Source organism: Arthrobacter sp. CMU6 (assembly GCF_059090205.1).
Genome location: NZ_JBNHFL010000003.1, coordinates 41414 through 67943, shown reverse-complemented (window position 1 = coordinate 67943; position 26530 = coordinate 41414). Strand labels below are relative to the sequence as shown.

Genomic DNA, 26530 nt, shown 5'->3' with positions numbered 1-26530 from the left:
CCTTCCGGCCGGCCACATGGCACAACTGATTGGCAGTGTGGAATATTCCAAACGTGCTTGGAGGCAGGCGGGAACGCCCGTGCCTGCACGGAACCGCCACGGGACTCTCCACAAGGGTACCGCCTCCGGCAATCCCAAGGCATGCCGGTTACGCCCAGGAGGAACGTGACCGCTGGGCGGCAGCGCCCCCTACTGGACCTTGATCTCGGCGAGCCGCAGGCCGTAGCCAAAGCGGGTCTTCGGAGCTGCGAGCTTGGGCAGGTTCTTGATCGAGACGATGACGTACTGGGCGGTCACCGGCTCGGCCAGCGGCATGGTGAGGTCAGGCGAAGTGAAGCTGTTGGTTCCCACCTGCTTGGCACCGTCCAGCGACGGGCGGTCGTTAGTGTAGACCGTGATGCTTCCGCCCGAGGCACCCAACTGGTTCAGAGTGATCGAAGCGACCTGGGATGGGCTCTTGAGCTTTACCACCAGCGGGACACCCTCGGGAGCAAGGCCACCCCAGTCCTCGGTGGCAAACTCCATGTCCGACCAGTAGCTGGCCGCATTTCCATCGAACGCCTTGACGAGGTCGTCGTCGTACGTCGCAGCGAAATCAAAGTTGCCCTGGCGGGTGATCCCTTCGATTGCCGGAGGCCCTGCCGCCGGAGCGGTGCTCTTGGTCGGCGTTCCGGTACTCGGCTGGGTAGCGGCCGACGGCGGTGCCGTGGTTACGGGGGCGGCTCCAGTTTGCGGTGCGCTCTTGAAGAGGCTGCCGAGGTTGGTCACGGCGAAGATGAGTCCGACGATCAGGACGGCCGCGAGAAGGCCACCGACAAGCCAGCGCATGGAACGCGGTTCCTTCTGCGGCTCGTCGTCTTCATCGTCGTAATAATCGGTAGCGGGGGCGATGCCGGTGTGACCGGCGGCAGGGAAATTGCCGGCACGGCGGTCCTGCTCGTGCGCGTTGCCGGCCTCGTCGTCGTGGTCGTCTTCGGGGACGTAGTCATAGTCGTTCTCGTTCCACAACGACACCTTGGATGAGTTGTGGCCGTCACCGGAAGCGGCGGCAGCACCGGCGGCTGCCGCACCTGCAGCGGCTGCCCCCCGGGCAGCGTTTCCGGAGCGGTTGTTCTCGCGCTGCAGAAGTGCCTGCTCGACGTTGTCGTGCTGTACGGCGTCCTGCTCGTAACCCCTGTCCGACTGGACAGGCTGCGGCGCAGTGTTCTCCGGAACGCCCTGCCCGTTGCCACGCGACCCAGCCGCACCCGCGGCGGCAGCACCCGCGGCACCGGCAGCCGCACCTGCGGCGGGACGGGCTGAAGGAAGCGGCGGCACGACAGGCGCCTTCCGCACCGGCGCCGTGGGTGCCTGTGCAGGAGCCTGCTGCCCGCGCCCCTGCGGAGCCGATGCAACATGGCTGGACCGGCTGGCGGCGGGCGCCGGGGCGGTGGCGGGGTACTGCCCGCCCGGCCGTGACTGGCCGTCGTTGTAGTTGATGTACCCTGCTTCGACCTCGTCGTCTTCGTCGTAGGCTTCGGGTTCGTGGGAGCGGGCCTGGCCGAAGATCTCGCTGCCCAGGGTGTCTGTGAAGAACGGCTCCACGTAGGGCGGACTGGAGGCAACCACAAGGTCCAGCAGGTCAGCGGCAGAGGTGTGGTTGGTGATCAGGTACGTCGTAGCGTCGCTGACTCCGAGGTCCAGGATCTGCACGTTCCCCGGACGCTCCCCCGTGGCCACTTCGCGGGCGCTCTGGGCCACCTGGTCCGCGTTGTACGGGCCTGCCACCAGGATGCTGACCGGGCGGTTCAGTACCTGGTCCACACCGTCCAGCACCAGATCCTGGTCATGCGAACTCAGCACTGTGGCCGTAACCTTGTAGCGGCCGCCAAGTACTGATCCGACATCGATCGGGTGGGACACGTGTTCCTCCTAGCCTGTCCGGGAATTGCTTCTGGCCCTGGCGGTGCATCGCCAGAAAGGGCCTCCGGCGAACCGGCGGACCCCGTGGTCTGCAACTACCCTTGTTCCCCTCGATCCTAGCCGATGCTGTGCAACGGCCGCGGAAGACGGGGCGGGCCGACTCCCGTCCGGCCTACTTTTTCCTCCGCCGCCGGGACGGGAAATGCGGGTTGTGGCCGGGGGTCCCCTGATAGGTCCGGCGGCCAGGAATCGGGATCTCCCCGCGCAGGGCGTTCCCCCGGGCTGTCCCGGGGACGTCCTCCTCGGGAAGGTAAGTGGCGCCGTGGTAATTTTCCGGTTCCGGCTGGGGCGCAGGCCCGGCACGGAAGGAGGCAGAATCGAATTCGCCGGAAATCCGGGGAATCAGGCCGGTGTCCGACGAGACCGTGGCGCGTTCCGGCGTCGGATGCCGCCGCGATGCAGTGCCAGCGGAGGCATCGGCCGCCGGAGCCCCGGCGGTTGCAGGGGCAGGCGGAGCAGCCGCCGGTGCGGCGGAACCGCGGCCCAGGCGCCCCAGCAGCGGGCGCAGCAGATCGCGCAGTTCCGTGACCCGGAACAGCTTCAGCAGCAGCAGGTACGCGGCCAGCATGACCGGGCCGACGACGACGATCGTCACCAGGGCGGCGGGCCGGCTGCTCCAGGCGAAGCCGACCGGGCTGTAGCTGCCCATGAGCCACAATGCCCCTGCGCCGGCAACGGCCGAGCCAAGGGCGGCGTAGCCCATGCGGATGTACGAGCTGACGATCCGGGGACCGTCCAGGTGCCCCAGCAGGCGGCGCAGGAAGATGGCGGAGACGACCACCGAGAGGATGTTACCCGCGGTGTAAAGAACGGCGATGGCGAAAATGATCTGGTCGAACGGCAGGAACTGGATGAAGAACGCGGCCACGACATTCACCAGGGCCAGCACCAGCTGGATGTAGAACGGCGTGCGTGCGTCCTCGTTGGCGTAAAAGACCCGGGACATCATGAAGTTGGCGCTCATGAACGGGGTGCTGAGCGCCAGGATGGTGAGGGTCTGCGCCAGCAGGATGCCGTCCGTGGGGCGGCCGCCGGAGAAAAACATGCCCAGCGGACCTGCCAGGGCGAACAGCGCCAGGGCTCCGAAAACTGTTGCCACGGCCATGGTCCGCAGCCCGTGGGACAGGGCCTCGCGGAGCTCTGCGCGGTTCCCGTCCTGGGAGGCCCTGGTCATCCTGTTGAACAGCACGGTGGCCAGGGAGAGCGCGATGATCGAGTGCGGCAGCAGGTACAGCTGGCTGGCCACCTCGAGGACCGCGTTGCCGGGCAGCATGGCGGCGGCGCCGTGGTCACCCGCCTTCTCCAGGCGAAGCCGCTCCGTACCGGGAATGGTGGCGATGCGCATGACGTACAGGAAGGCGAGCTGCCCGACGGCGGCCGTCAGGAGCGTCCATACGCTCAGTCTTGCGGCGTGGCCGAGTCCCACGCCGCGCCAGCCGAACCGCGGCCGCAGTCCCAGCTTCAGCCGGAACACGGGAATCAGCAGGATGGCGGTCTGGGCAACCACGCCGATGGTGGAGAAACCGGCGACAAAGAACGTCTGGGACCCGCCCCAATTGTCCAGCGAATGCGGATTGGCTCTGTTGGCGCCAAAGATCCAGATGAACATGCCGAGGCCCGCGATGGCCACGATGTTGTTCAGGATGGGCGCCCACATGGCAGGCCCAAATGCGCCGTTGGCATTGAGGACCTGGGTGAGCAGGGCATACAGGCCGTAGAAGAAGATTTGCGGCAGGCACCAGAAGGCGAAGGCAACGGCCAGCGACTTCTGCTGCGGCGAGTAGCCCTGCGTGGTGAGTTCAATAACGGCCGGCGCAAACAGCGTGACCAGCAGGGTCAGGGACAGCAGCACCAGGACGGCCAGCGTGAGCAGCCTGCTGATGTAGTCCGCTCCCCTGTCCGGGGCCTTGCTCGCTTTGATGATCTGCGGCACCAGCACGGCATTGAACACCCCGCCAGCCACTAGAAGGAAGATCAGGTTGGGCAGGTTGTTGGCGTTGATGAAGGTGTCAGTGACGGTGGAGCCCAGGCCGAGGGCGGCGCCCAGCATCCAGGTCTTGCCGAAGCCCAGAAAACGCGAAACGAGGGTTCCTGCTGCCATGATGGCGCTGGAACGGGCCTCGCCGGGCTGCGCTGCGCTGGAGGCTGCCTCGCTGGCGGGCGTCACACCGGGTGGTGTTTCGCCCGGCTGTGCGGGCTGGTCGGAGGACGGGTTGGCTGCTGACATCGTCTTCATCGTCTCACCCGGGCGCTGATATTGCGGCACGCAAGGGGGCATTCGGCAGCCATTGCCGGACGGTCAGAGGTGCTCGGGAAGGACTTCGCGTGCCAGGTCGGCGATGCGGCGTTCATTCGGGAACGAAAGCTTGCGGGCAAGCTCGTGGATGGGAACCCAGGCAACATCAACCGCTTCCTTGTCAGGATCGTTTTCGATGGTGAGTTCACCGCCGGTGGCCCGCAGCAGGTAGTGGTGGACTGTCTTGTGGACGCGGTGCCCGCTGACGGTAAACCAGTAATCGATGCTGCCCAGCGGAGCCAGGATCTTCCCGTCGATGCCGGTTTCCTCGGCAATCTCACGGATCGCGGCTTCCTCATTGTTCTCCCGGCCCTCCGGATGTCCCTTGGGCAAGCACCACTCCAGCCGTCCGCCCCTGTTAAGGCGGGCAATAATCGCAACCCTCAGTTCGTCGTCGGACGTGTCCACCACGACGCCTCCGGCGGAGACCTCCTCGACGGTGGGGAGCGAGGCCGGGGCCGAGTGCGGTGCGGGCGCGACGTGGGCACCGATTGCCGACGGCAACGGTGGGTTCGTCCTCCTGCCGGGAGCGCTCGGTACTGGATGGGCCATGCAGTCCACTCTAACGACTCTTGCCCCGACGTGATGACCGGGACATGGCTTGCAGGTGGACTGCATGTGACGGGCTTCGGCCGGGGCCGTCGCACAATGACGGGATTTGGTGCGGTGGGGCTTGGTTTTCTGACAAGCTTAAGTAACTATGGCGCACGCACATCAAAAGACTGATCTTCACACCGTTGACTTCCAGGTGGACCCGGTGGTCCTGGAGCTCGGACAGCGGTTCGTGGATGCCGGTCATGAGCTGTCGCTCGTCGGCGGCCCGGTCCGGGACCTCTTCCTGGGCCGCACCTCCCCCGACCTCGATTTCACGACGGACGCGACGCCGGACCAGACCGTGGCGCTGATCAAGAAGTGGGCGGACAACTTCTGGGAGATCGGCCGCGCCTTCGGAACGATCGGCATGCGAAAGGCCGGCTTCCAGATCGAAATCACCACCTACCGCGCCGAAGCCTACGACCCCGAGTCCCGGAAGCCCGTGGTGGCCTTCGGGTCCTCGCTCACAGACGACCTGCTGCGCCGCGACTTCACCATCAACGCCATGGCCCTGCGGCTGCCTTCGATGGAACTGGTGGATCCCTTCGGCGGGGTCCGCGACCTGCACGCCTCCGTGCTGGCTACGCCGGGCGCTCCCGAGGCATCATTTTCCGACGATCCGCTGCGGATGATGCGGGCAGCGAGGTTCGCCTCCCAGCTGGGGGTGGCTGTGCGGGACGACGTCAGGGTTGCCATGACCCGGATGGCCGAGCGGATCAGCATCATCTCCGCTGAACGCGTCCGTGATGAGTTGGTCAAACTCGTCTGCGGGCGGCACCCCCGCGTGGGCATCGACCTGCTGGTGGACACCGGCCTCGCCGAGTTCGTGCTCCCCGAGGTGTCCGCGCTCAGGCTGGAATCCGACGAGCACCACCGCCACAAGGACGTCTACCAGCACTCCCTTCAGGTCCTCGAGCAGGCGGCCGCCCTGGAGACGGACTCTGACGGCGCCGTCCCCGGCCCCGATTTTGTCCTGCGGTTTGCGGCGCTGATGCACGACGTCGGCAAGCCGGCAACGCGCCGGTTCGAACCGGGCGGTGCGGTCAGCTTCCGCCACCACGACATGGTGGGGGCCAAACTGACGACGAAGCGGATGAAGAACCTGCGCTTCGACAACGACACCATTAAGGCTGTGGCCCGGCTCGTGGAACTGCACATGCGCTTCTACGGCTACGGAGACGCCGGCTGGACCGATTCCGCAGTGCGCCGTTACGTCACCGACGCCGGTCCCCTGCTGGAACGCCTGCACCGCCTGACCCGCTCCGACGTCACCACACGCAACCAGCGCAAGGCCGACCGGCTGTCCTTCGCCTACGATGACCTCGAGGCCCGGATTGCTGCCCTCCGCGAACAGGAATCCCTGGACGCCGTCCGGCCGGACCTCAACGGCGCCGAGATCATGGCCCTGCTGGACCTGAAGCCCGGGCCCGTAGTGGGCAGGGCGTACAAGTTCCTGCTGGAGGAACGGATGGAGAACGGCCCGCTCGATCCCGCCGACGCCGAGTCCCGGCTCCGTGCCTGGTGGGCTGAGCAGCCCGAGTCAGTTGCTTCTTCTCCCGACTCTCACACCTCTCCTGTTCCTCCTGCCTCTCCCGCCGACGTCGAATCTTCCCTAACCGAGGAGTCCAAGTGAACGCCGCCAACCTCGCCCGCCCCCAGCTCTGGATCCTGCGGCACGGCGAAACCGAATGGTCCAAGAGCGGCCAGTACACCGGACTGACGGACCTTCCCCTGACGGTGGAGGGCGAGCAGCAGGCAGTCGAGGCGCGCAGGATCCTGGACACCGTCGATTTCGACCTGGTCCTCACCTCTCCGCTGCGCCGTGCCCGGCGGACCGCGGAACTGGCCGGTTTCCCCGATGCTGTCCATGAACCGCTGGCCGTCGAATGGGACTACGGCGACTACGAGGGCATCAGCTCCGACCTGATCCGCAAGGACAACCCCGACTACCTCATCTGGACGCACGGTGTTCCCAACGGCGAGAAGCTTCATGATGTGGCTGCCCGGGCAGACAAGATCGTGGCCCGGGTCCTGGAGTCCGGGCTGGACAATGTCCTGATCGTGGCGCACGGCCACTTTTCCCGCATCCTTACCGCCCGCTGGCTCGAGCTCGAACCCGAAGAGGGCCGGCACTTCATCCTGGGGACAGCCAAAGTGTGTACCCTGGGCTGGGACAAAAGGACGCCTGCCATTGTCCGCTGGGGTCTGTAAAAGCACTTTTTGGCTTTATTTTCAGAATTTCGCTGGAATTAGTAGTCAGCCCCGTCATTCCTGGTGTACTTTTATTCCTGACCCCAGAGCGGCCTGCCGGGGTCATGGCGCACGTTGGCCGGCCAGTCAGCCGGCAATGGCATAGCAGAAAAGGAGGTTGGGAAAATGATTACTTTGACTAGCGGATGGAAGATGACCATCACCGCGTTCCCGGCCTTCGTTACTGGCCCGCGCCCTCTTTTCGGACTCGCCCGAGTCTAATTCCGGCTCCCCAGCTACTCTCCCGCAGTTATCGGGAGGGCAGGCTGGACAGCGGCAGATGATTCTGCCGCTTTCTCAGAAAGTCTGACGCCGGCGGTCTGATGTAGCGGAACCACGCGGTTGCGCAACTCCCCATAATTCGGAACCCTGCTTCTTGTTGGGGTTGCCGCGCTGCCGCTACCGGGACCCATTGCCGCTTTTGCGGATTCCATTACCTTACCGGGCATTCCTTTGTCCTTTTACGGCCATTTCCTTGCATGCTCCAATGGCTTTAATTGTCATGCCCGGATTCTTTTCCTCATTTCCTGAAAGGAGGTGAAAACCATGCTCCGCAAACTCCAGGCGCTTCTTTCCGGCCGCGATTCCAGCGGTGATGCCGGCCTTTCCGGGCTCGATTCCTCATCGGCCCAGCCGCAGTTCGATGGCCGGCTGCTGGACCGGAAACGGGAGGACGTCTACGCACTCATGCATCAGCAGATGAGCAGCCTGCGCTGAACCACCGGCCCTTCGCGGTTTGGATCCACCCGTTCGAACTAACCAGGAGGATCTGATGGGCCACATCGGTCAGTCATCTCCGCAGGGAGCCCGCACGGCTACGCGCGGGCTCCCGCCTTTTAAGCAGGGGACCCACCGGTAAGCTCGAGACCATGCAGGAGACACAGCCGCCGCCCGATCGAAAGCTCGCGCGCCTGGTGGTGCCGAGCCGCAGCGACCGGCTCCTGCGGAACTTCACCGAACTCATCGGCGGGCCCCTGGGCCAGCGGTCCGCACCGGGGCTGGTCGCGCCCGGCTTCTTCACAGTGGAACGCGTGCTGATCATCCTGACCGTGATCGCCGCCCTCGCTGCCATCGCCATCAAGGACTACTGCCGGGTGAACGGCTGGGAGACGCCGTCGCAGTTTTACGCGACCTGCTATTCGGATTTCCCTGAGCTGTTCCGCAACCGGGGACTGGGCGACGGGGCCTTCCCGTTCTTCACCCCCGGTGCCCTCTTCGAGTATCCCGTCCTCATGGGCCTGATTGCGGGCATCACGGCCCGCCTGGTGCCCGGCGAAGGAGTCACGGACGCCAGGATCCTGGGCTACTTCGACGTCAACGCCACCCTGATCGCCGCCGTCTGGATCGTCACCGTGCTGGCGACGGCCCGCATGACCCGGCGCCGGCCCTGGGACGCAGCCATGGTGGCCCTGGCGCCCGGCATCATCCTCGCCGGAGTGATCAACTGGGATATGTGGGCCGTGGCCATGCTGGCCCTTGGCATGTATTTCCTCTCCCGGGAGCGGCTGGTCTTGGCCGGCGTCATGATCGGTTTGGGGACTGCCACCAAGCTCTACCCCGTCCTGGTCTTCGGCGCCATCTTCCTGCTGGCCCTGCGCACAGGCAAGATCCGTGCCTTCGTAGTCCCGGCAGCATCCGCCGCAGCAACCTGGCTCGCCGTCAACCTGCCCATTGCCGCACGGGACCCGGCCGGCTGGAAGTACTTCTTCGAGTTCACGCAGGACCGGCCGGCCGGTTACAGCTCGCCCTGGTTTGCCTACAACCTGGTTGCCGGGCGGGTGCGCTGGACGCTTCTCACGCCGGAGGCCATCAACACGCTGGCCCTGAACGTGTTCCTGCTTGCATGCGTCCTCATTGCAGTCCTTGCCCTGACAGCCCCGCAGCGGCCGCGGATTGCGCAGCTGACCTTCCTGATCGTGGCGGCCTTCATCCTCACCAACAAGGTCTACTCGCCCCAGTTTGTCCTGTGGCTCGTGCCGCTGCTGGCCCTCGCCCGGCCGAAGTGGCGTGATTTCCTGATCTGGCAGGGCATCGAGGGGCTGCACTGGGCGGCCATCTGGATGTATCTTGGCCAAGTGACCAGCGGCGGTGTCTCACAGCACAACATCGACATGCCGTACTACGTCCTGGCCGTCGCCGCCCACATGCTCGCCACTGCCTATCTCATGCTCCGGGTCGCCTGGGACGTCTGGGACTCCCACTACGATCCCATCCGGCGGCACGCTATGGACGACCCCCACGGCGGCCCCTTCGATAACGCCCCGGACAGGCTGCGGATTGATCTGCCCCGGCCCTCTGCTTCCCTGCTCCCGTGGCGGACGGCCGCCCGAGATGCCTGACGTCGCCGTCGTTGGCTCCGGCCCTAACGGACTCGCCGCCGCCGTCGTCATGGCGCGGGCGGGGCTTAAGGTGCACGTATACGAGGCCGCGGACCAGCTCGGCGGCGGGTCCCGGACGTCCCAGGTCATCGAGGAAGGGCACTGGCACGACATCTGCTCGGCAGTGCATCCCATGGCGCTGGCCTCGCCCTTTTTTCGGGCGTTCGAACTGTCGCGGCGGGTGGACCTGCAACTTCCGCCAGTGCAGTTCGGCTCCCCGCTGGATCGTGGGAGGTCGGCGCTGGCCTACCGGTCGCTCGACCGGACCGCTGACGAACTGGGCCGGGACGGCCGCGCCTACCGCCGGCTTCTCGCTCCCTTGGTGCGGCACATCGACGGCATTGTGCAGACCACATCCGACCAGCTGCTGCGCGTTCCCGGCGACCCGCTGGCCGCCGCCGTCCTGGGACTGCGGACCTTCGAACAGGGTTCCCGGATTTGGAACCTGCGCTTCCGGCAGGACAGGGCACCTGCGCTGCTGAGCGGCGTGGCAGCCCACGTCGTCGGGCGCCTGCCGTCACTGTCAGGGGCGGGAGCGGGCCTCCTGCTGAACGCCCTGGCGCACAGCGGGGGCTGGCCCATTCCGGTGGGCGGATCGTCCGCGATCGCCGATGCGATGGCCAACGACATTGAGGCCCACGGCGGCGTGCTCCAGACAGGATTCCGGGTCACGTCGCTGGCCGAGTTGGAGCCGGCGAAGGCAGTGCTGCTGGACGTGGCGCCTCCCGCCCTCGCGCGGATTGCCGGTGACCGCCTGCCCGCCTCCTACCGCCGCGCGCTGGAGTCCTTCCGGTTTGGCAACGGCGCGTGCAAGGTGGACTTCATCCTGTCCGGTCCCGTGCCGTGGACCGCTGCCGGGCTGGCCGGGGCCGGAACAGTGCACGTGGGCGGCACCCGGGCGGAGATGACGGAGGCGGAGAACGCCGTGTCCCGAGGCCGGCACCCGGAGCGGCCCTACGTCCTGGTTTCGCAGCCGTCCGTGGTTGATCCCGGCCGCGCGCCGGAGGGCAGGCATATCCTCTGGAGCTACTGCCATGTGCCTGCGGGGTCCACCGTGGACATGGGCCAGGCCGTCATGGACCAGCTGGAACGCTTCGCGCCGGGGTTCCGTGACCTGGTGCTGCGGCACAAGGTCACAACGGCGGCAGAGCTGGCCGCCTACAACGAGAACTACGTCGGCGGGGACTTCAGCGCCGGACTTCTGGATCCCCGGGGGCTGATCCAGCGGCCGGTCGTCTCACCCGTTCCGTGGCGCACTCCCGCGCGCGGGGTCTACCTGTGCTCCTCCTCGACGCCGCCAGGACCCGGCGTCACGGGCATGTCTGGGTTCCGCGCCGCCGAATATGCGCTCAAGGACATATTTGGGTTGGACGTCCCCGCACTGGGCCTTTAGCCCGCTTTTAACCGTCAGCACGGCCGGCCCGCCCGCGCCCGCTTCGCCGCGGGCGGACCGGGCCTTTAATGCCTGCCTGCCGTGCCGGAGCGGAACAGCGCTGCGGCGCGGCTGTGGCGTGGCTGGCGCCGGGCCGCTGCCGGGGGATAATAACGCGGTGGGGAACACTAAAAAACTTTCACTTGTCCTTGCCGGTCTAATACTCAGCGGCTCACTGGTGGCCTGCGACGACGGCCGCGGCGGCGCGGAAGCCGCAGCGAAGCAGCTGGCCTCCGCCGTCGCCGGCCTGGACCTCCGCCCGGTGGCCTTCGACGGGCGCGATTCGACGGTGGCCAACGACCAGCTCAACCAGGTCTTCAAGGCGCTGGCGCCGGCCAAGCCCTCCGTCGAAGCGGGCGAGCTGACCCTCGAGGGCGACACCGCCCGGATCCCCTTGAACTACACCTGGAAGATATCCACCGGCGAGTGGAAATACACGGTCTCGGCCGACCTGCGGAAATCCGGCGACAAGTGGCTCACCGTCTGGTCGCCCGGGCTGCTGGTCCCGAACCTGGCCGAAGGGGAGATCCTCAGCAAGGCCACGCAGTCGTCCCCGCGGGCCGACATTCTCGGTGCCGGCAACCAGAAGCTCGTGACGCTGCGCCCGGTGGTCAACGTGGGCATCGACAAGCCGCAGCTGGACGGCGCCGATGCCGCAGATTCCGCCACCAGGCTCGCCAAGCTCGTGGGCGTGGACCCCGCGGCCTACGTGCAGCAGGTGGAGGCATCCGGGGCTGAGGCATTCGTTCCCGCCATCACCCTGCGCAACACCAGCGACCGTGCCGTGACCGACGCCGAGATCGAAGCCATCCCGGGAGGCCGGGCCATCCCGGACGAACTGCCGCTGGCACCGACGCGGAATTTCGCCCGGGCTGTCCTTGGCACCGTCGGCCAAGCCAGCGCGGAGCAGATTGAAAAGTCCAACGGCACCCTGACCGCCGGCGACGTCATCGGCACCGGCGGACTTCAGCAGCAGTACGATGCCCAGCTCCGCGGAACGGACGGCACCGTGGTCCGCGTGCAGCGCGCCGACCTGACCCGGGAAGAGATCCAGGCCGCACCCACCGACCCGCGGCGCACCGTCTTTGAGGTGCAGGCTGTTCCCGGCAAACCGCTGCAGACCACCCTCGACACGAAGCTGCAGCAGCTTGCCGAGGACACCCTTGCCGACATCAAGCCGGCGTCAGCCATCGTGGCACTCCGGCCGTCCACGGGAGCGGTGCTCGCCGCCGCGTCCGGACCCGGAAGCAACGGCTACAACACCGCGATGCTCGGCCAGTACGCGCCGGGATCCACCTTCAAGGTGGTGGACTCCCTCGCCATGATCCGCAACGGATTCACCCCCGATTCCACCGTCGAATGCACCCCCACGCTCACCGTCGACGGCAGGAAATTCAAGAATGCCGAGGGCTACCCCAAGGACTCCCTCGGATCCGTGACCCTGCGTGACGCATTCGCCCACTCGTGCAACACCGCCTTCATTGCCGCCCGGGACAAGGTCACCCAGGCGCAGCTGGAGTCGGCCGCCACCTCCCTTGGGGTAGCCGTGGAGGCCCCGAAGCTGGGAGCCGAGGCATTCCTGGGCTCCGTCCCCGGTGAAGCCGAGGGCACCGAACACGCGGCAGCCATGATCGGCCAGGGCAGGGTACTGATGTCACCGCTGTCGGCAGCGGTGATGGCGGGTTCGGTGGCAAAGGGCGCACCGGTGTCCCCGGTTCTGGTGGAAGAGACCGATCCGGCAGCATCGTCGGCCAGCCCGGCGCCGACAACGGAAGGTTCCGCCCCGTCGTCGACCGTCACAGCGGAGGCACCCGCGAAAACCGCGCAGACGCCGGTCACCAAGGCGGAAGCCGCGGCCCTCGCGGACATGATGCGTGCGGTGGTCACCTCCGGCCACGCCGGGTTCCTGGCAGAAGTCCCCGGCGAACCCGTTGGTGCCAAGACCGGAACCGCCGAGTTCGGCAACGCCAACCCGCCCAAGACCCACGCATGGATCATTGCCGTGCACGGGGACCTTGCCGTGGCCGTGTTTGTCGAGGACGGCGGCCTCGGCGCCACCACCTCCGGCCCGCTCCTGAAGAAATTCCTGACCGCCGCCGGCTGATACCTCCCACCCCGGAGTTTTTGTCCAGTTGTCGCGGGCTCCAGGCCTGTTTGGGCACGATATCTGGACAAAAACTCCGGCGTGCGGGGCGTGGGAGAATTGCCCGGTGGCCCATATTGACGTTTCCGGCATCGACTACTTCCTCTCCGACGGCACCCAGCTGCTGAACGGGGTGACCTTCAAGGTCCCCGACGGCACCAAGACGGCGCTCATCGGACCCAACGGAACGGGCAAGACCACCCTGTTCCGGATCATTGCCGGAGACCTCACCCCGGACGAAGGCGTGATCGGCCGCTCCGGCAACATGGGCATCATGCGGCAGTTCGTGGGGCAGGTCCGCGATGACTCCACGGTCCGCGACCTCCTGGTGTCCGCCGCGCCGCCGGCGCTGGCGGACGCCGCCCGCGCCGTCGATGAGGCTGAGCTGGCCATGATGGAGCACGACGACGAGCCCACCCAGATGCGGTACGCCCAGGCAATCGTCGACTGGGGAGATGCCGGCGGGTACGACGTCGAGACCGTCTGGGACGAGGTGTGCATGGCCGCACTGGGGTTGACCTTTGACCGCGCCCAGCACCGCCGCGCGTCCACGCTGTCCGGCGGCGAGCAGAAGCGGCTGGTGCTGGAGGCGCTCTTTGCCGGTCCCGACGAGCTGCTGCTCCTCGACGAACCGGACAACTACCTCGACGTCCCGGGCAAGCGCTGGCTCGAGGACAAGCTCAATGAATCGAAGAAAACAGTCTTCTTCATCAGCCACGACCGGGAGCTGCTGAACAACGCCGCGGGCCGCATCGTCACCCTCGAGCCGGGCATCAACGGGGCCGGTGCCTGGATCCACGGCGGCGGCTTCGGCTCCTACGTGGAGGCGCGGGCGGACCGGAACGCGCGCTTCGAGGAGCTTCGCAAGCGCTGGGACGAGGAGCACGCGAAGCTCAAGGAACTCGTCAACATGTACAAGAACAAGGCTGCCTTCCGCTCGGACATGGCCAACCGCTACCACGCAGCCCAGACCCGGCTGGCGAAGTTCCTCGAGGCCGGCCCGCCCGAAGCGCTGCCGATCGAGCAGAACGTGCAGATGCGGCTCAAGGGCGGCCGCACCGCCAAGCGCGCCATCGTCGCCGAAAAGCTGGAGCTGACCGGCCTGATGCAGGCCTTCTCCACGGAGATCTGGTTCGGGGACCGGGTGGGCGTGCTGGGCTCTAACGGTTCCGGCAAGTCGCACTTCCTGCGGCTGCTCGCCACCGGAGGCACCGATCCGGAGCGGGAACACCTTCCGGTGTCCGACGTCGAAATCGCCGAAGTGCCCCACGAGGGCACGGTGAAACTTGGCGCCCGTATCCGCCCCGGATTCTTTGCCCAGACCCACGTCCGGCCCGACCTCATGAACCGCACCCTGCTGGAGATCCTGCACCGCGGCGACGAACACCGTTCAGGCCTCGGCCGTGAGGCCGCCGCGGGCGCACTCGACGGCTACGGGCTGGCCGGACAGTCGGAACAGAAATACGAGTCACTGTCCGGCGGACAGCAGGCCCGGTTCCAGATCCTGCTGCTGCAGCTCTCCGGCGCCACGCTGCTGCTGCTGGACGAGCCCACCGACAACCTCGACCTGCACTCGGCCGAGGCCCTGGAACGGGCCATCGACCACTTCGAGGGCACCGTCCTCGCCGTCACGCACGACCGCTGGTTCGCCCGGACCTTTGACCGCTTCCTGGTCTTCGGCTCCGACGGCAAGGTGTACGAGTCCGCCGAGCCGGTCTGGGATGAGAAACGGGTGGAACGCGCCCGCTGATCCCCAAACCCTCCCGCGTTACTGCCTGGCTGGCAGGGGCTTGGCGGCGCCAGCGAGCAACAGGGCAACCAGGATCGGCACACCGATGGCCAGGAGTGCCAGATGGATCCCGGTCAGATCGCCGAGGTACCCCAGCAGCGGGGGCCCTGCCAGGAACGCCACATAGCCGATCGTGGAAACAACTGAGACCCGTGCTGCCGCATGCCGGGGATCATCGGCGGCGGCGGACATTCCCATGGGGAACGCCAGCGCTGCGCCCAACCCCCACAGGGCAGCGCCCACGGCGGCCAACCAGAGGTTGCCGGCGAAGACGAAGAGTGCCAGGCCTGCGGCCGCGGCCGCCATGCTGCCGCGGAGTACTGCTACCCGCCCATACTTGTCGATGACGGTCCCGCCGAAGAAGCGCATGGCAGTCATGGCCAGGACGAAGAGGGCGAAGAGCAGTGCACCGGTTGCCTCGGAGGTTGCCAGGCCGTCGACAGATGCCTTGGCGATCCAGTCGTTGCCGGCACCCTCGGTCAGCGTGGCACCCAGCACCACCACACCTATGAGCAGTGTCCGGCCGTCGCGCCACGCCGACGGGCCGCGCGGAGCCTTGGGCTCGCCGTCGGCCGGCTGCTCGGGGGCTGCGTGCGGCAGGAAGTAGCGGGGCGTGATGAAGGTCAGCACAGCCACTGCGGCGGCGATGACCAGCAGGTGCTGGGGCAGGCCCACGCCTATCCCGGACAGGCCTGCCCCGATCAACGCGCCGAGGAAAGCACCGCCGCTGAACGCCGCATGGAACTTTGGCATGACGGTTTTGCGCAGCCGGTGCTCGACGTCGGCCCCTTCAACATTCTGGGAAACATCCCACAGCCCGACGCCCATGCCAAAGAAGAAAAGCGCGACCGCCGTGCCCGGGACTGATTGAGCGAGCAGCGACGCGGCAATGCCCACGCTGGCCAACGCGGCAAGGAAACCGCTGGCACGAACGCTGTTGGCTGTGCCGATCCTGCTGATGACGCGGCCGGCAGTGGGCAGGGCAATGAGCGACCCAATGGCCGTACACAGCAGCAGGGTTCCCATCTGGCCGGACGATATCCCCAGGATCTCCGTGACCGCCGGAATGCGGGCCGCCCAGCTGGCAAAGACCAGCCCATTGGCGCCGAAAATGATGAACGTTGCCAAAGCAGCGGCGGACACCTGCCGGCCGGCAAGCTGCTGGGTGGTAGTCATCCGACAACTCTATCGATGTCCGCCGGCTGAACCCCCACGTGGACTATTTGAACTCAGCTTGCGGCCGGATGTGCGGGATCTTCGGCGTTTCTGCGCCGTGGCGCTACCGGGCGGTAGGGTGGGGAAATGCGACGAATGCTGCGCCGCGGACCCGGCTGGGTTGCCGCCCTCGACCGCACACTAATGCGGGCCGTCTCCGGCTTTCCGGGCGGGCACCATGACACTTTTTTCAGGCGGCTCTCGGCCTCGGCCAACAAGGGAAAGCTGTGGTTTGCCGTGGCTGCCGTGGCTGCCGCCATCCCGGGGCGCACCAGGCGCGCGGCCGTCCACGGGCTGCTGGCCCAAGGCGTGGCGTCGGCCGTGACCAACCTCGTCTTCAAGACCCTGCTGCCCCGCGCCCGGCCCCTGCCGGAGCACTTGCCGGTGTTTCGGTTCGTCCACCCGCAGCCCACCAGCTCGTCCATGCCGTCGGGCCACTCTGCCTCCGCGGTGGCGTTCGCCCTCGGCACCGGACTGGTGCAGCCGGTCCTTGGCGCCGCCGTGGCTCCCGTGGCCGCAGGCGTTGCATACTCCAGAGTGCATACAGGCGCTCACTGGCCCTCGGACGTGCTGTTCGGGTCCGCGATCGGGGCCGGCGCTGCCCTCGTCACGAGGAAGTGGTGGCCCGTCCGTCCGCCCATGCCTGCCACCTCCAGGCGCAGGGTGCAGGCGGCCCGTCTCCCGCAGGGCAAGGGTCTGAGCATCGCCGTGAACACGTTGGGTGGCTCGTTTACCGAGGAAACGGCTGCCGCCCTGAAGGAGGTATTCCCGCTAGCGCATATAACGCTCATGGCACCCGAGGACGATGTTGCCCAGCGGATGGAGGAGGCTGCCACCCTGCCGGGAATCGTCGCTCTCGGCGTGTGGGGAGGCGACGGTACGGTTGGCACCGCCGCGGCTGCCGCCGTCGAACATGACCTTCCCCTGCTGGTGCTGGCCGGCGGAACCCTCAACCACTTCGCCCGGGACGCGGGAACGCCCTCCCTGGTGGAGGCGGTGGCCGCAGCGGAACGCGGCGAAGCGGCGCTGGCGGACGTGGGCGCCGTGGCTGTTGAACGCGGACTGGCGGACGATCCCGAAAAGGTCGAGCTGATCATGCTCAACACCGCGAGCATCGGGCTGTACCCGAACCTCGTGCGGCGCCGCGAACAGCTGCAGCCCGCGCTGGGCAAGCCGCTGGCCGGCGTCGTGGCGATGTTCCGGACCTTCGCCGTGGAGAAGCCGATCACACTGATCGTCAATGGCGTCCGGCACAGGCTGTGGATCATGTATCTGGGCCGCGGCCGCTACTACCCCCGGGACCACGCCCCGCTCTTCCGGCCGGTGCTGGACGACGGTGTGCTGGACATCAGGATGATGACAGCCGACGAGTCGTTCGCCCGGCTGCGCATGCTCTGGTCCGTGCTGACGGGAACGGTGGCGACGTCCAGGATCACCCATCTCACCGAGGCCACGCGTGTCCGCGTGGAGTGCGGCACCGCACCCATGGTGCTGGCGGTGGACGGTGAAACCATGCCCGGGGTCCGGGCCGTCGAGTTCACCCTGAAGCGCGCCGCGCTGCGCTACTACTCACCGGCGGAAGATAGCTGAGCAGTGGCCCGCGGCGCGGGACGCTCATCCCACCGGATGACACCCTGGTACCCTGATTGGCCCCTGAATCATCCCTGAGACCGGCGAATTAGGCGGGCGGCGTCGGTAGCGTGGAACGTGCACACCAGAGAGCACGCCCGCAGCTACGCAAAGGAAAGCTTCCATGATTGAGGCAGAAGGCCTGACAAAGGTCTACGGCGACAAAACCGCCGTCGGCGGCGTCAGTTTCACCGTCCAAGCCGGCCAGGTCACCGGCTTCCTGGGACCCAACGGGGCCGGCAAGTCGACCACCATGCGCATGATCATGGGCCTGGACACGCCGACGGCGGGAACGGTCACCGTCAACGGCGTCCCGTTCGCCCGGCACACGGCACCGCTGCGTGAGATCGGGGCGCTGCTGGACGCCAAGGCCGTCCACACGAGCCGCTCCGCGTACAACCACCTGCTGGCCATGGCTGCCACGCACAGCATCCCGCGAAAGCGCGTACACGAGGTCATCGACATGACGGGCCTCGCGGACGTGGCCCGGAAAAAGGTCAAGGGGTTCTCCCTTGGCATGGGCCAGCGGCTGGGCATCGCCGCCGCGCTCCTCGGCGATCCGCAGACCATCATCCTGGACGAACCCGTCAACGGGCTCGATCCGGAAGGCGTGGTCTGGGTACGGAACCTCGTCAAGTACCTCGCCTCCGAGGGGCGCACGGTGTTCCTCTCCAGCCACCTCATGAGCGAGATGGCCCTGACCGCCGACCACCTGATCGTGATCGGCCGCGGAAAGATCATCGCCGATGCCCCCATCAAGGACATCATCACGGGCAAGGGCCAGAGCCGGACCAGGGTCCGCTCCGACCAGCCCGACCGGCTCATGCACGTTCTCGCCGGAACGGGTGTCTCGGTGGAGCTGCAGGACCACGAACTCCTTGAGGTCTCGGGCCTGGACCCCCGGCAGATCGCCCGCAGCGCCCTGGACAACCAGGTCCTGATTTACGAACTCACCCCGCTCCAGGCGAGCCTTGAAGAGGCCTACATGGAGCTGACCAAGGACGAGGTCGAATACCACTCGCTGATCACCACGGGAGCCCCGGTTCCCGCCCAGTCCGGAGGCAACTGACGCCATGAGCACATCGACTTCCACCCAGCCCGCCGCCGGTCGCGGCCGCGCCGCCACCCGCAACGCCGCTAACCCGGGGCCCGGTCCAAGCTTCTTCCGGGTGCTGAACTCGGAATTCATCAAGTTCCGCACCCTCCTGTCCACAGTGATCCTGCTTGGTTCGACGGCCGTCGTCATGGTCGGTTTCGGCGCCCTGTCCGCCTGGGGCACCGGCCAGTTCGCGGACCAAGCCGCCTCCGATCCGGAGGCGGCTGCAGCCATCGCGGCACAGGGCGGTGACCTCGCCGTCACGGTCCCCACCTCCGGCGTATCCTTTGCGCAGCTGATCCTGGGCTCACTGGGCGTGCTGCTCATGAGCTCCGAGTTCACCACGGGCATGGCCCGCTCGACCTTCGCGGCCGTGCCCAAAAGGCTTCCGGCGTTCGTTGCCAAGCTCGTGGTGGTCATCGTCAGTGCCTTCGTCCTGACGGCGGTGTCCACCTATATCGCCGGCCTGGCGGCTGTGCCGATCCTGGACAATTTCGACCTCAAGCTCGACCTCGCCAGCTCGCAGTCGGTCAAGCTGCTCCTCGTCACCAGCGCCTATGTGGCCGCCGTGGCCGCCATCGGCATGGCGCTTGGCACCCTGCTGCGGAATTCCGCCGGCGGCATTATGACCCTCGTTGGCCTGTTCTTCGTGGCGCCGATCGCGTTCCAGCTCATTCCAGGCGACTTCTTCGAGGAGGCCCGAAAATACCTCCCCGGGAATACGATCAACCCGCTGACCGCGGTGGAGCACGTCCCGGGCACGCTCGAAGTCTGGCAGGCGGCCCTCGTGCTCGGCGCCTGGGTGGTTGTGCCGGTGGTCCTTGCCATGGTCCTGCTGAAGAAACGGGACGTCTAGCAGCACCGGTCCTGTCCATGATTGATGCTGTTTCCGTGAAGGACGCGCCAGCCACACCGGCTGACGCGTCCTTCGCCGAGCTTGCCGCCCGACGGCGGGGCCTGCTCCGGCGCTACCTGCACCGGCGTCCGCGGGCCATGGATGCCGTGGTCGTCGCCTGCTATGCGGTGCTGGTGGTGCCCACCGTGATCGACGCCGTGAATGCGGGCAGGTGGGCCGCCGTCGGGCTGCTCGGGGCCGTCGCGCTGTCGCTGTTCCTGCGGCGCCGGCGCCCGGTGGCCGTGGTGGTGTTCGTTGCGCTGGCCGAGGTTGGCGTGAGCCTGCTCCATCCGTGGGGATCCAATGTCTCGGCAGGGCTGTGGTTCTCGCTCTACGCGGTTGCCATGGTCCATACCCGCCGTTTTGCCCTGGTCACGATGGCCGTGGCCACCGCACCGCTGGCCCTGCTGTACTTCCTGGCTGCCGTGGGACCGCTGGAGCGGGAACTGCCCAACCCTCCCGCCTCGCCCGAGGAGTTCCACCTGGTGACCAGCATTGCCGCGGGCACCAGCATCGCCTTTTCCAACATCATTGCCACCGGGATCGGCATTTCTGTCCGCCAGCGGCGTGAGCACGAGCAGGAAATCGCGGCGTGGGCCGCGCAGGCCGCCAGCCTAGGTTCCGTCAACGAACGGAACAGGATTGCCCGGGAGATGCACGACGTCGTTGCCCATTCCCTGACTGTGATGGTCGCCCTGTCCGACGGGGCCGCCGTCGTGGTCCGCAGGGATCCGGAACGCGCCTCGGAGGTCCTGGCAGAGCTGTCCGCGACCGGCCGCGCCGCCTTGGCGGACATGCGCCGGGTACTCGGGGTCCTGCGGGATGACGCGTCCACCGGGCAGGCGCCCCGTGAGCCGCTCGCGGACGGCGCCAGCCTCGGGAAGCTGCTGGACGGCTTCCGGACTGCAGGCCTTCCGGTCCATTACTCGCACACGGGTCCGGCGCTGCCGGAGGACGTGGCGCTCCAGTTGACTGTCTACCGGATCGTGCAGGAATCTCTGACCAACGTGCTGCGCTATGGCCGCGCTTTGAGCCGGGTGGAGGTGCTGGTGGTGCGCGACGATTCCACCGTCACCATTGAAGTGCTCGACGACGGCCGGGGCACCGTTGATACCGCCGCTTCCGGCGGCACAGGACAGGGCCTGACCGGGATGAAGGAACGGGCCCGAATCTACGGCGGTACGGTGGAGGCAGGCCCGGCCGCCGGCGGGGGCTGGCGGGTGCGGGCGGTCCTGGCGCTGAACGGCAGGATGCGGGACGGCGGCACGCTGGCCGGCAGGATGCGGGACGGCGACTTGGAGAATGGCAAATGGGGGAACGAATGAACGAGTCCGGACGTCTCCGGGTCCTGCTGGCGGATGACCAGCCGCTTCTGCGGATGGGTTTCCGGCTCATTCTGGAGGGTGAGGCCGGCCTTGAGGTGGTGGGCGAGGCCTCCGACGGGGCAGACGCAGTCCGCCAGGTGGGCCACCTCGATCCCGACGTCGTGCTCATGGATGTCCGGATGCCCACACTCGACGGCATCGAGGCTACCCGGGCCATCACCAGCTCGGGTTCGCGAGCCAGGATCATCATCCTGACCACCTTCGACCTGGACGAGTATGCCTTCGCCGGGCTCCAGGCCGGGGCCTCGGCCTTCCTGCTGAAGGATGTGGCACCCGCCGAACTGGTCCAGGCCGTCCGGGTGGTGGCCAGCGGGGACGCCGTGGTGGCCCCCCGGGTGACGCAGCGGCTCCTTGAGACATACGTCCGCGGTGCCGGCGCTCCCGCACCGGATGCTCCGGGCATGGTGTCCCCGCCGGCCGCGGAACCTGCTCCCCGTGACCCGCTGCTGGACGACCTCACGCCCCGGGAGACCGAGATGCTGGAAGCGATGTCCGAGGGGCTGTCCAATGCCGAGATCGCGCACCGTTATTTCCTTTCGGAAGCCACCGTGAAGACCCATGTGCGGCGGATCCTGACCAAGCTGCACCTCCGTGACCGCGTACAGGCCGTGGTGTACGCCTACGAAACCGGCCTCGTGACCCCGAGCAACCCGGACTACTGAACCGGCAAGTTACTGCAAACAGGGCTCCACAGCGTGCACACAGCAGGTCCCTATGCAGGCCATAGCAGGCAACCGCCTCGGCTTCCGCTTCCCCCACCGTGACCCGTGCCATTGCCGAATGCGGCGCGGAGATCCCGCAGGAGACCGCCGGGCCATACCCCGGCGACGGTTCCAACGGACCGAACGTGCTGGAAGCCTCCGGAGTGGTCCGGCAGGACATCACCTCAAGCTTCGGCACGTCCACCACGAAAGTGGACGGTGTGCCGCTGACCGTCACGCTGACCCTGCTCGACAACGCGAACGGCTGCGTCCCGCTGGCCGGCGCGGCCGTTTACGCCTGGCACTGCGACCGCGACGGAAAGTACTCGCTCTATGATGCGGGGCTGGAGAACGAGAACTTCCTGCGCGGCGTGCAGGAGGCGGACGCCAACGGCCGGGTCACTTTCAAGACCATCTATCCCGGCGCCTACAACGGCCGCTGGCCGCACATCCACTTCGAAGTGTTCGAGTCCATGAACAACGCCACGGCGGGAGGGCAGGTCCTTGCTGTCTCGCAGATAGCCCTGACGGATGCCGCCTGCAGGCAGGTCTACGCCTCCGCGGGTTACGAAACCAGCGCCGCGAATTTCCCCCACACCACGCTGCAGTCGGACAACGTGTTCGGCGAGGACGGCGGCATCTACCAGCTGGCCGCCATGTCGGGTTCCGTCTCCGGCGGCTACACGGCAGGGCTCAACGTCACCATCTAGGCCAACGCTAGACTCGGAGCCATGCCTCTCCATTCCTCCCCCGCCGAGCACATCCGGGACTTGGGCGACTACGTCAGCGCGTCGCCGTCGAGCTTTCACGCCGCCCACGAGGGCGCCCGGCGGCTGGCGGAGGCCGGCTTCACCGGCCTGGACGAGCTGCAGCCCTGGGACGCGACGGCAGGCAGGTTCTACGTCGTTCGGGACGGTGCGCTCATCGCTTGGGTCACGCCCGAAGGCGCAGGGCCCACCACCGGCTTCAACATCCTGGGCGCCCACACGGATTCGCCGTCGTTCAAGCTCAAGCCGAAGCCGACCACGGGCCGGTTTGGGTGGCTCCAGGCCGGTGTGGAGGTGTACGGCGGTCCGCTGCTGAACTCGTGGCTGGACCGCGAACTGCAGCTTGCCGGGCGCCTCGTGATGCTGGACGGCACGCAGCACCTGACCGCCACCGGCCCGCTGCTGCGCTTTCCGCAGCTGGCCATCCACCTGGATCGGGCCGTGAACGAGGGCCTCACCCTCGACAAACAGCAGCACATGAACCCGGTGTTCGGGCTCGGCGATCCGAATGGGGAGGACCTGTTGGCGGTGCTGGCCGAACGGGTGTTCGGCGAGGGCACCCCCGTTGACCCGGACCAGATCGGCGGCTACGACATCGTCATCGCGGACACCCAGCCGCCTGCGGTCTTCGGAGTCAGGAGTGAGTTCTTCGCCTCCGGCCGGCTGGACAACCTGTCCGCCACACACGCCGGGATCACAGCGCTCATGGCGCACGCTGAGAATTCCGACGGCGGCCCGGCGGCTTCCGGGGGAACCGCGCCGATTGCCGTGCTCGCGGCCTTCGACCATGAGGAAATCGGTTCGGCGTCCCGGTCGGGGGCGTGCGGGCCGGTCCTGGAGGACATTCTGGTCCGGATCTCGGACGGGCTGGGCGCCTCGGTAAGCCAGCGGCGGCAGGCGTTTGCGGCGTCGTTCTGTGTTTCTGCCGACGCCGGCCACGCTATCCACCCCAACTATGCCGAACGGCACGACCCCGTCAACCGCCCCGTCCTCAACGGCGGGCCGCTGCTCAAGATCAACGCCAACCAGCGGTACGCCACTGACGCCGCCGGGGCTGCAACCTGGGCGCGACTGTGCGGCGAGGCCGGGGTTCCCTTCCAGGAGTTTGTTTCCAACAACATGATGCCGTGCGGTTCCACGATCGGCCCGCTGACCGCCACCCGGCTGGGCATCAGGACCGTGGACGTGGGTGTTCCGCTGCTGTCCATGCACTCGGTCAGGGAGCTCTGCGGCGTGGAGGATCCGCACCGCCTTGCCCGGGTGACTGAGCTGTTCTTCGGAGCTGCAGCCCACGCTTAGTGCGCAGGGGGCAGGTTTCCGCGCGGTTACAAAAGTGCCCTCAGGGAAACGTTTGCTGCCTATTAGGCTGTCCGGCTGGAAAGGTGTCTGTTTTCGGTTGCCGTAAACTGTGTCTTTGCACAGCCCGGACCTGACCCCGGCTCCCTTAGTGTGAAACGCACAGTGTGGTCCCCGGCACAGACTTCGCCGCCCGGCCACTGCCCAAAACCTGCAATCAAAACGAGGATGGCGCAGCCATGCACGCTGATCAACAACTGTCGAAATCCCTAAAGCCCCGGCACCTGTCAATGATCGCCATTGCCGGCGTCATCGGTGCCGGCCTGTTCGTCGGCTCCGGCGCGGCCATCCAGCAGGCCGGTCCCGGCATCCTGCTGGCCTACATGGCCGCAGGCATCGTGGTCATCCTCGTCATGCGGATGCTTGGCGAGATGGCGGCCGCAAACCCCGAAACCGGTTCCTTCTCCACCTACGCGGACAAGGCGCTGGGCCGCTGGGCCGGCTTTAGCATCGGCTGGCTCTATGCGTGGTTCTGGATCATCGTGCTGGGCATCGAAGCCACGGCCGGCGCGGCGATCATGCACCGCTGGGTGCCCGGCATCGACCAGTGGGTCTGGGCGCTGGCGCTCATGATCCTGCTCACGCTGACCAACCTGGGCTCGGTGAAGTCCTACGGGGAGTTCGAGTTCTGGTTCGCCTCCATCAAGGTCACGGCCATCATCCTGTTCCTCCTCTTCGGTGTGGCAGCGATCCTCGGACTGGTTCCGGGCGTTCCGGCGCCGGGCCTGAGCAACTTGACGGGCAACGGCGGCTTCCTGCCCAACGGCCCGGGAGCCGTCCTGGCCGGAATCCTCGTGGTGGTCTTCGCATTCTTCGGCGCCGAGATCGCCACCATCGCAGCAGGTGAATCCGAGAACCCGGTTGAAGCGGTCAAGAAGGCCGTGAGGTCAACCGTTTGGCGCATCCTCGTCTTCTACATTGGCTCCATCGCAATCGTTGTCACGCTGCTCCCCTGGAACTCCGCCAACGTGGCCAAAAGCCCGTACGTCGCGGTCATCGAGCTGTTCGGCATTCCCGGTGCCGGCACCATTATGGACGTCGTGGTGCTGACCTCGGTGCTGTCCTGCCTGAACTCCGGCCTCTACACGGCGAGCCGCATGCTGTTCTCGCTCTCGCAGCGCCGCGATGCCCCGAAGTCCTGGACCCGCATCTCCAAGCGCGGCGTGCCCGCAGCAGCAGTGCTGGCCTCCACCGTGGTTGGCTTCCTCACCGTGGGGCTGAACTACATCGCCCCCGACACGGTCTTCCTGTTCCTCGTGAACACCTCCGGCGCCATCGCACTCTTTGTCTGGCTGGTCATTGCATCGTCCCAGCTGGTGCTGCGCCGCCGGATGGGGGCCGCAGCGAAGGACCTGACGCTGAAGATGTGGTTCTTCCCCTACCTCACCTGGCTGGCGATCGGCAGCATTGTGGCGCTCATTATCGGCATGGTGATTCTGGAGTCCACCCGCGAGTCCCTCCTGCTCTCCGTGGCGCTGGCCGTCGTGGTGGTCGGCATCGGTGTGTGGCGCTACCGCAAGGGCGGTCCGGGCCGGGCTGAGGCGACGGCCGCCTCCGAAACGTCCGCCCAAACCGCGGATGCAGGCGTAGGTGCCGGCCCGGCGTCGTAATCATGCCCCGGCACCCGTCTCCCCAAACATCTTTTGGGTAACCATCCGCCCGGCTGGCCGTTACGGCCTGACCGGGCGGATGGTCTTTAATTTGGGGGTCAGCCCTGCCTGGGGGCGAACATGATGAGGGCGACGCCAACGAGGCAGACGGCGGCGCCGATGAGGTCCCAGCGGTCCGGCCGGAAACCGTCCAGAACCACGCCCCACACCAGCGAGCCGACGATGAAGACCCCGCCGTACGCCGCCAGGACCCGGCCGAAATGGGCATCCGGCTGGAAGGCGGCCACGAAGCCGTAGAGTCCCAGCGCCACAATTCCGAGTCCGGCCCACCACCACGCCTTGTCCTCCCGCACGGCCTGCCAGATCAGCCAGGCGCCGCCGATTTCCGCCACGGCAGCCAGGGTGAAAAGGAGCACGGATTTCAGAATCGTCATGGCTCCAGTATTCCGCGCCCGTCGTTGTCAGCCGCGGGTCATGTGAACCGGGTTAGGTGACCGGCACCGGCGGTTTTCCACATAGCCTGCCCGGCACTTCCGGGCCGCCGGCGGGGCCATTAGCCTTGGAGCTGTCCGAATCGCGGAATTCCTCCCCGATGCACTAAGATAGTGAAGTCTGTGCTGCGCCCTGGTCCGTTTTTGGACGCGGGCGTGCACGGCATCGCAAATGAACCTCCTGTTACGGAAATACCGTAACCGCTTAGCCCAAAGGAGGTGGGTTCACATATGCGTCCTTACGAATTGATGGTAATCATCGACCCCGAGGTCGAAGAGCGTACCGTAGAGCCGTCGCTTCAGAAGTTCCTGAACGTCATCACCAACGATGGTGGAACCATCGAAAAGGTTGACATCTGGGGCCGTCGCCGTCTGGCTTACGACATCAAGAAGAAGTCTGAAGGTATCTACGCCGTGGTGAACTTCACCGCGACGCCGGCTACCGCCAAGGAACTTGACCGCCAGCTGGGTCTCAACGAGACCATCATGCGCACCAAGATCATCCGCCCCGAAGAGCAGAAGGTTGTTGCTGAGTAATTTC

Annotated in this window: 20 protein-coding genes and 1 pseudogene; 16 read left to right on the top strand and 5 right to left on the bottom strand. The window is 66.8% G+C overall.

Features of this window, described 5'->3' with window-relative positions; all coding sequences use genetic code 11:
• Positions 1-189: 189 nt before the first annotated feature.
• The 3 genes from AC5RWD_RS02865 to AC5RWD_RS02855 all read right to left on the bottom strand — a co-directional run bounded on the left by AC5RWD_RS02865 (position 190) and on the right by AC5RWD_RS02855 (position 4762).
• Entirely contained in the window at positions 190-1902 is a 1713-nt protein-coding gene (locus tag AC5RWD_RS02865) for an ABC transporter substrate-binding protein (RefSeq protein ID WP_494018598.1), read from the bottom strand.
• A gap of 172 nt (positions 1903-2074) precedes the next feature.
• Entirely contained in the window at positions 2075-4189 is a 2115-nt protein-coding gene (gene murJ / locus AC5RWD_RS02860; RefSeq protein ID WP_494018729.1) for a murein biosynthesis integral membrane protein MurJ, read from the bottom strand.
• A gap of 72 nt (positions 4190-4261) precedes the next feature.
• Positions 4262-4762 carry an NUDIX hydrolase gene (locus tag AC5RWD_RS02855; RefSeq protein ID WP_494018728.1) on the bottom strand — a complete coding sequence of 167 codons (501 nt, stop codon included), beginning with the start codon at positions 4760-4762 and terminating at the stop codon, positions 4262-4264.
• A gap of 196 nt (positions 4763-4958) precedes the next feature.
• Between AC5RWD_RS02855 and AC5RWD_RS02850 the strand changes: the two genes are divergently transcribed.
• From AC5RWD_RS02850 to AC5RWD_RS02820, 7 genes are all read left to right on the top strand, one after another.
• Positions 4959-6485 (top strand): CCA tRNA nucleotidyltransferase, encoded by a 1527-nt coding sequence (locus AC5RWD_RS02850; RefSeq protein WP_494018597.1) that lies wholly within the window; start codon positions 4959-4961, stop codon positions 6483-6485.
• On the top strand, positions 6482-7063 hold the full coding sequence (locus AC5RWD_RS02845) for a histidine phosphatase family protein (protein ID WP_003800182.1): 582 nt from the start codon (positions 6482-6484) through the stop codon (positions 7061-7063). Before AC5RWD_RS02850 ends, AC5RWD_RS02845 begins: the two co-directional genes overlap by 4 nt.
• Positions 7064-7648: 585 nt before the next feature.
• A complete protein-coding gene (locus AC5RWD_RS02840; protein WP_494018596.1) occupies positions 7649-7819 on the top strand; it encodes a hypothetical protein in 171 nt (56 codons plus the stop codon).
• Between the two features lie 152 nt (positions 7820-7971).
• On the top strand, positions 7972-9441 hold the full coding sequence (locus AC5RWD_RS02835) for a glycosyltransferase family 87 protein (RefSeq protein WP_494018595.1): 1470 nt from the start codon (positions 7972-7974) through the stop codon (positions 9439-9441).
• Positions 9434-10873 carry a phytoene desaturase family protein gene (locus tag AC5RWD_RS02830; protein WP_494018594.1) on the top strand — a complete coding sequence of 480 codons (1440 nt, stop codon included), beginning with the start codon at positions 9434-9436 and terminating at the stop codon, positions 10871-10873. The genes AC5RWD_RS02835 and AC5RWD_RS02830 overlap by 8 nt, the downstream gene beginning before the upstream one ends.
• A 157-nt stretch (positions 10874-11030) precedes the next feature.
• Positions 11031-13016: a penicillin-binding transpeptidase domain-containing protein gene (locus AC5RWD_RS02825; protein ID WP_494018593.1), complete on the top strand. Its 1986-nt coding sequence runs from the start codon at positions 11031-11033 to the stop codon at positions 13014-13016.
• Positions 13017-13122: 106 nt separating this feature from the next.
• Positions 13123-14805 carry an ABC-F family ATP-binding cassette domain-containing protein gene (locus AC5RWD_RS02820; protein WP_494018592.1) on the top strand — a complete coding sequence of 561 codons (1683 nt, stop codon included), beginning with the start codon at positions 13123-13125 and terminating at the stop codon, positions 14803-14805.
• A gap of 18 nt (positions 14806-14823) precedes the next feature.
• Here AC5RWD_RS02820 and AC5RWD_RS02815 read toward each other — a convergent pair whose 3' ends face one another.
• Positions 14824-16020 (bottom strand): MFS transporter, encoded by a 1197-nt coding sequence (locus tag AC5RWD_RS02815; protein ID WP_494018591.1) that lies wholly within the window; start codon positions 16018-16020, stop codon positions 14824-14826.
• A gap of 126 nt (positions 16021-16146) precedes the next feature.
• Here AC5RWD_RS02815 and AC5RWD_RS02810 point away from each other — a divergent pair, with 126 nt between their 5' ends.
• The 8 genes and pseudogenes from AC5RWD_RS02810 (at position 16147) to AC5RWD_RS02775 (ending at position 25498) form a co-directional block, all read left to right on the top strand.
• Complete coding sequence (locus tag AC5RWD_RS02810) at positions 16147-17649, top strand: bifunctional phosphatase PAP2/diacylglycerol kinase family protein (protein WP_494018590.1); 1503 nt, start codon at positions 16147-16149, stop codon at positions 17647-17649.
• Positions 17650-17812: 163 nt separating this feature from the next.
• Positions 17813-18757: an ABC transporter ATP-binding protein gene (locus AC5RWD_RS02805; RefSeq protein WP_494018589.1), complete on the top strand. Its 945-nt coding sequence runs from the start codon at positions 17813-17815 to the stop codon at positions 18755-18757.
• Positions 18758-18761: 4 nt separating this feature from the next.
• The gene (locus AC5RWD_RS02800) at positions 18762-19640 is read left to right on the top strand and encodes an ABC transporter permease (RefSeq protein ID WP_494018588.1); all 879 of its coding nucleotides are present in this window, start codon (positions 18762-18764) and stop codon (positions 19638-19640) included.
• A 17-nt stretch (positions 19641-19657) separates the two neighbouring features.
• Positions 19658-21004, top strand: coding sequence for a sensor histidine kinase (locus tag AC5RWD_RS02795; RefSeq protein ID WP_494018587.1), 1347 nt, complete (start codon positions 19658-19660; stop codon positions 21002-21004).
• A complete protein-coding gene (locus AC5RWD_RS02790) occupies positions 21001-21726 on the top strand; it encodes a response regulator (RefSeq protein WP_494018586.1) in 726 nt (241 codons plus the stop codon). The genes AC5RWD_RS02795 and AC5RWD_RS02790 overlap by 4 nt, the downstream gene beginning before the upstream one ends.
• Before the next feature lie 68 nt (positions 21727-21794).
• A pseudogene (locus tag AC5RWD_RS02785) lies at positions 21795-22475 on the top strand (intradiol ring-cleavage dioxygenase); the annotation flags it as partial.
• 21 nt (positions 22476-22496) lie between these two features.
• Entirely contained in the window at positions 22497-23831 is a 1335-nt protein-coding gene (locus AC5RWD_RS02780) for a M18 family aminopeptidase (protein WP_494018585.1), read from the top strand.
• A 236-nt stretch (positions 23832-24067) separates the two neighbouring features.
• Complete coding sequence (locus AC5RWD_RS02775; RefSeq protein ID WP_494018584.1) at positions 24068-25498, top strand: amino acid permease; 1431 nt, start codon at positions 24068-24070, stop codon at positions 25496-25498.
• Positions 25499-25596: 98 nt separating this feature from the next.
• Here AC5RWD_RS02775 and AC5RWD_RS02770 read toward each other — a convergent pair whose 3' ends face one another.
• Entirely contained in the window at positions 25597-25932 is a 336-nt protein-coding gene (locus tag AC5RWD_RS02770; protein WP_494018583.1) for a YnfA family protein, read from the bottom strand.
• Between the two features lie 288 nt (positions 25933-26220).
• Between AC5RWD_RS02770 and rpsF the strand changes: the two genes are divergently transcribed.
• Complete coding sequence (gene rpsF, locus AC5RWD_RS02765; RefSeq protein ID WP_003800148.1) at positions 26221-26526, top strand: 30S ribosomal protein S6; 306 nt, start codon at positions 26221-26223, stop codon at positions 26524-26526.
• Positions 26527-26530: the final 4 nt, after the last annotated feature.

Coding starts and splice junctions, on each gene's coding strand:
- AC5RWD_RS02790 (WP_494018586.1), top strand. CDS start 21,001: ATGAACGAGTCCGGACGTCTCCGGGTCCTGCTGGCGGATGACCAGCCG.
- AC5RWD_RS02810 (WP_494018590.1), top strand. CDS start 16,147: ATGCGACGAATGCTGCGCCGCGGACCCGGCTGGGTTGCCGCCCTCGAC.
- AC5RWD_RS02850 (WP_494018597.1), top strand. CDS start 4,959: ATGGCGCACGCACATCAAAAGACTGATCTTCACACCGTTGACTTCCAG.
- AC5RWD_RS02835 (WP_494018595.1), top strand. CDS start 7,972: ATGCAGGAGACACAGCCGCCGCCCGATCGAAAGCTCGCGCGCCTGGTG.
- murJ (WP_494018729.1), bottom strand. CDS start 4,189: ATGTCAGCAGCCAACCCGTCCTCCGACCAGCCCGCACAGCCGGGCGAA.
- AC5RWD_RS02775 (WP_494018584.1), top strand. CDS start 24,068: ATGCACGCTGATCAACAACTGTCGAAATCCCTAAAGCCCCGGCACCTG.
- AC5RWD_RS02815 (WP_494018591.1), bottom strand. CDS start 16,020: ATGACTACCACCCAGCAGCTTGCCGGCCGGCAGGTGTCCGCCGCTGCT.
- AC5RWD_RS02830 (WP_494018594.1), top strand. CDS start 9,434: ATGCCTGACGTCGCCGTCGTTGGCTCCGGCCCTAACGGACTCGCCGCC.
- AC5RWD_RS02770 (WP_494018583.1), bottom strand. CDS start 25,932: ATGACGATTCTGAAATCCGTGCTCCTTTTCACCCTGGCTGCCGTGGCG.
- AC5RWD_RS02840 (WP_494018596.1), top strand. CDS start 7,649: ATGCTCCGCAAACTCCAGGCGCTTCTTTCCGGCCGCGATTCCAGCGGT.
- AC5RWD_RS02780 (WP_494018585.1), top strand. CDS start 22,497: ATGCCTCTCCATTCCTCCCCCGCCGAGCACATCCGGGACTTGGGCGAC.
- rpsF (WP_003800148.1), top strand. CDS start 26,221: ATGCGTCCTTACGAATTGATGGTAATCATCGACCCCGAGGTCGAAGAG.
- AC5RWD_RS02805 (WP_494018589.1), top strand. CDS start 17,813: ATGATTGAGGCAGAAGGCCTGACAAAGGTCTACGGCGACAAAACCGCC.
- AC5RWD_RS02800 (WP_494018588.1), top strand. CDS start 18,762: ATGAGCACATCGACTTCCACCCAGCCCGCCGCCGGTCGCGGCCGCGCC.
- AC5RWD_RS02795 (WP_494018587.1), top strand. CDS start 19,658: ATGATTGATGCTGTTTCCGTGAAGGACGCGCCAGCCACACCGGCTGAC.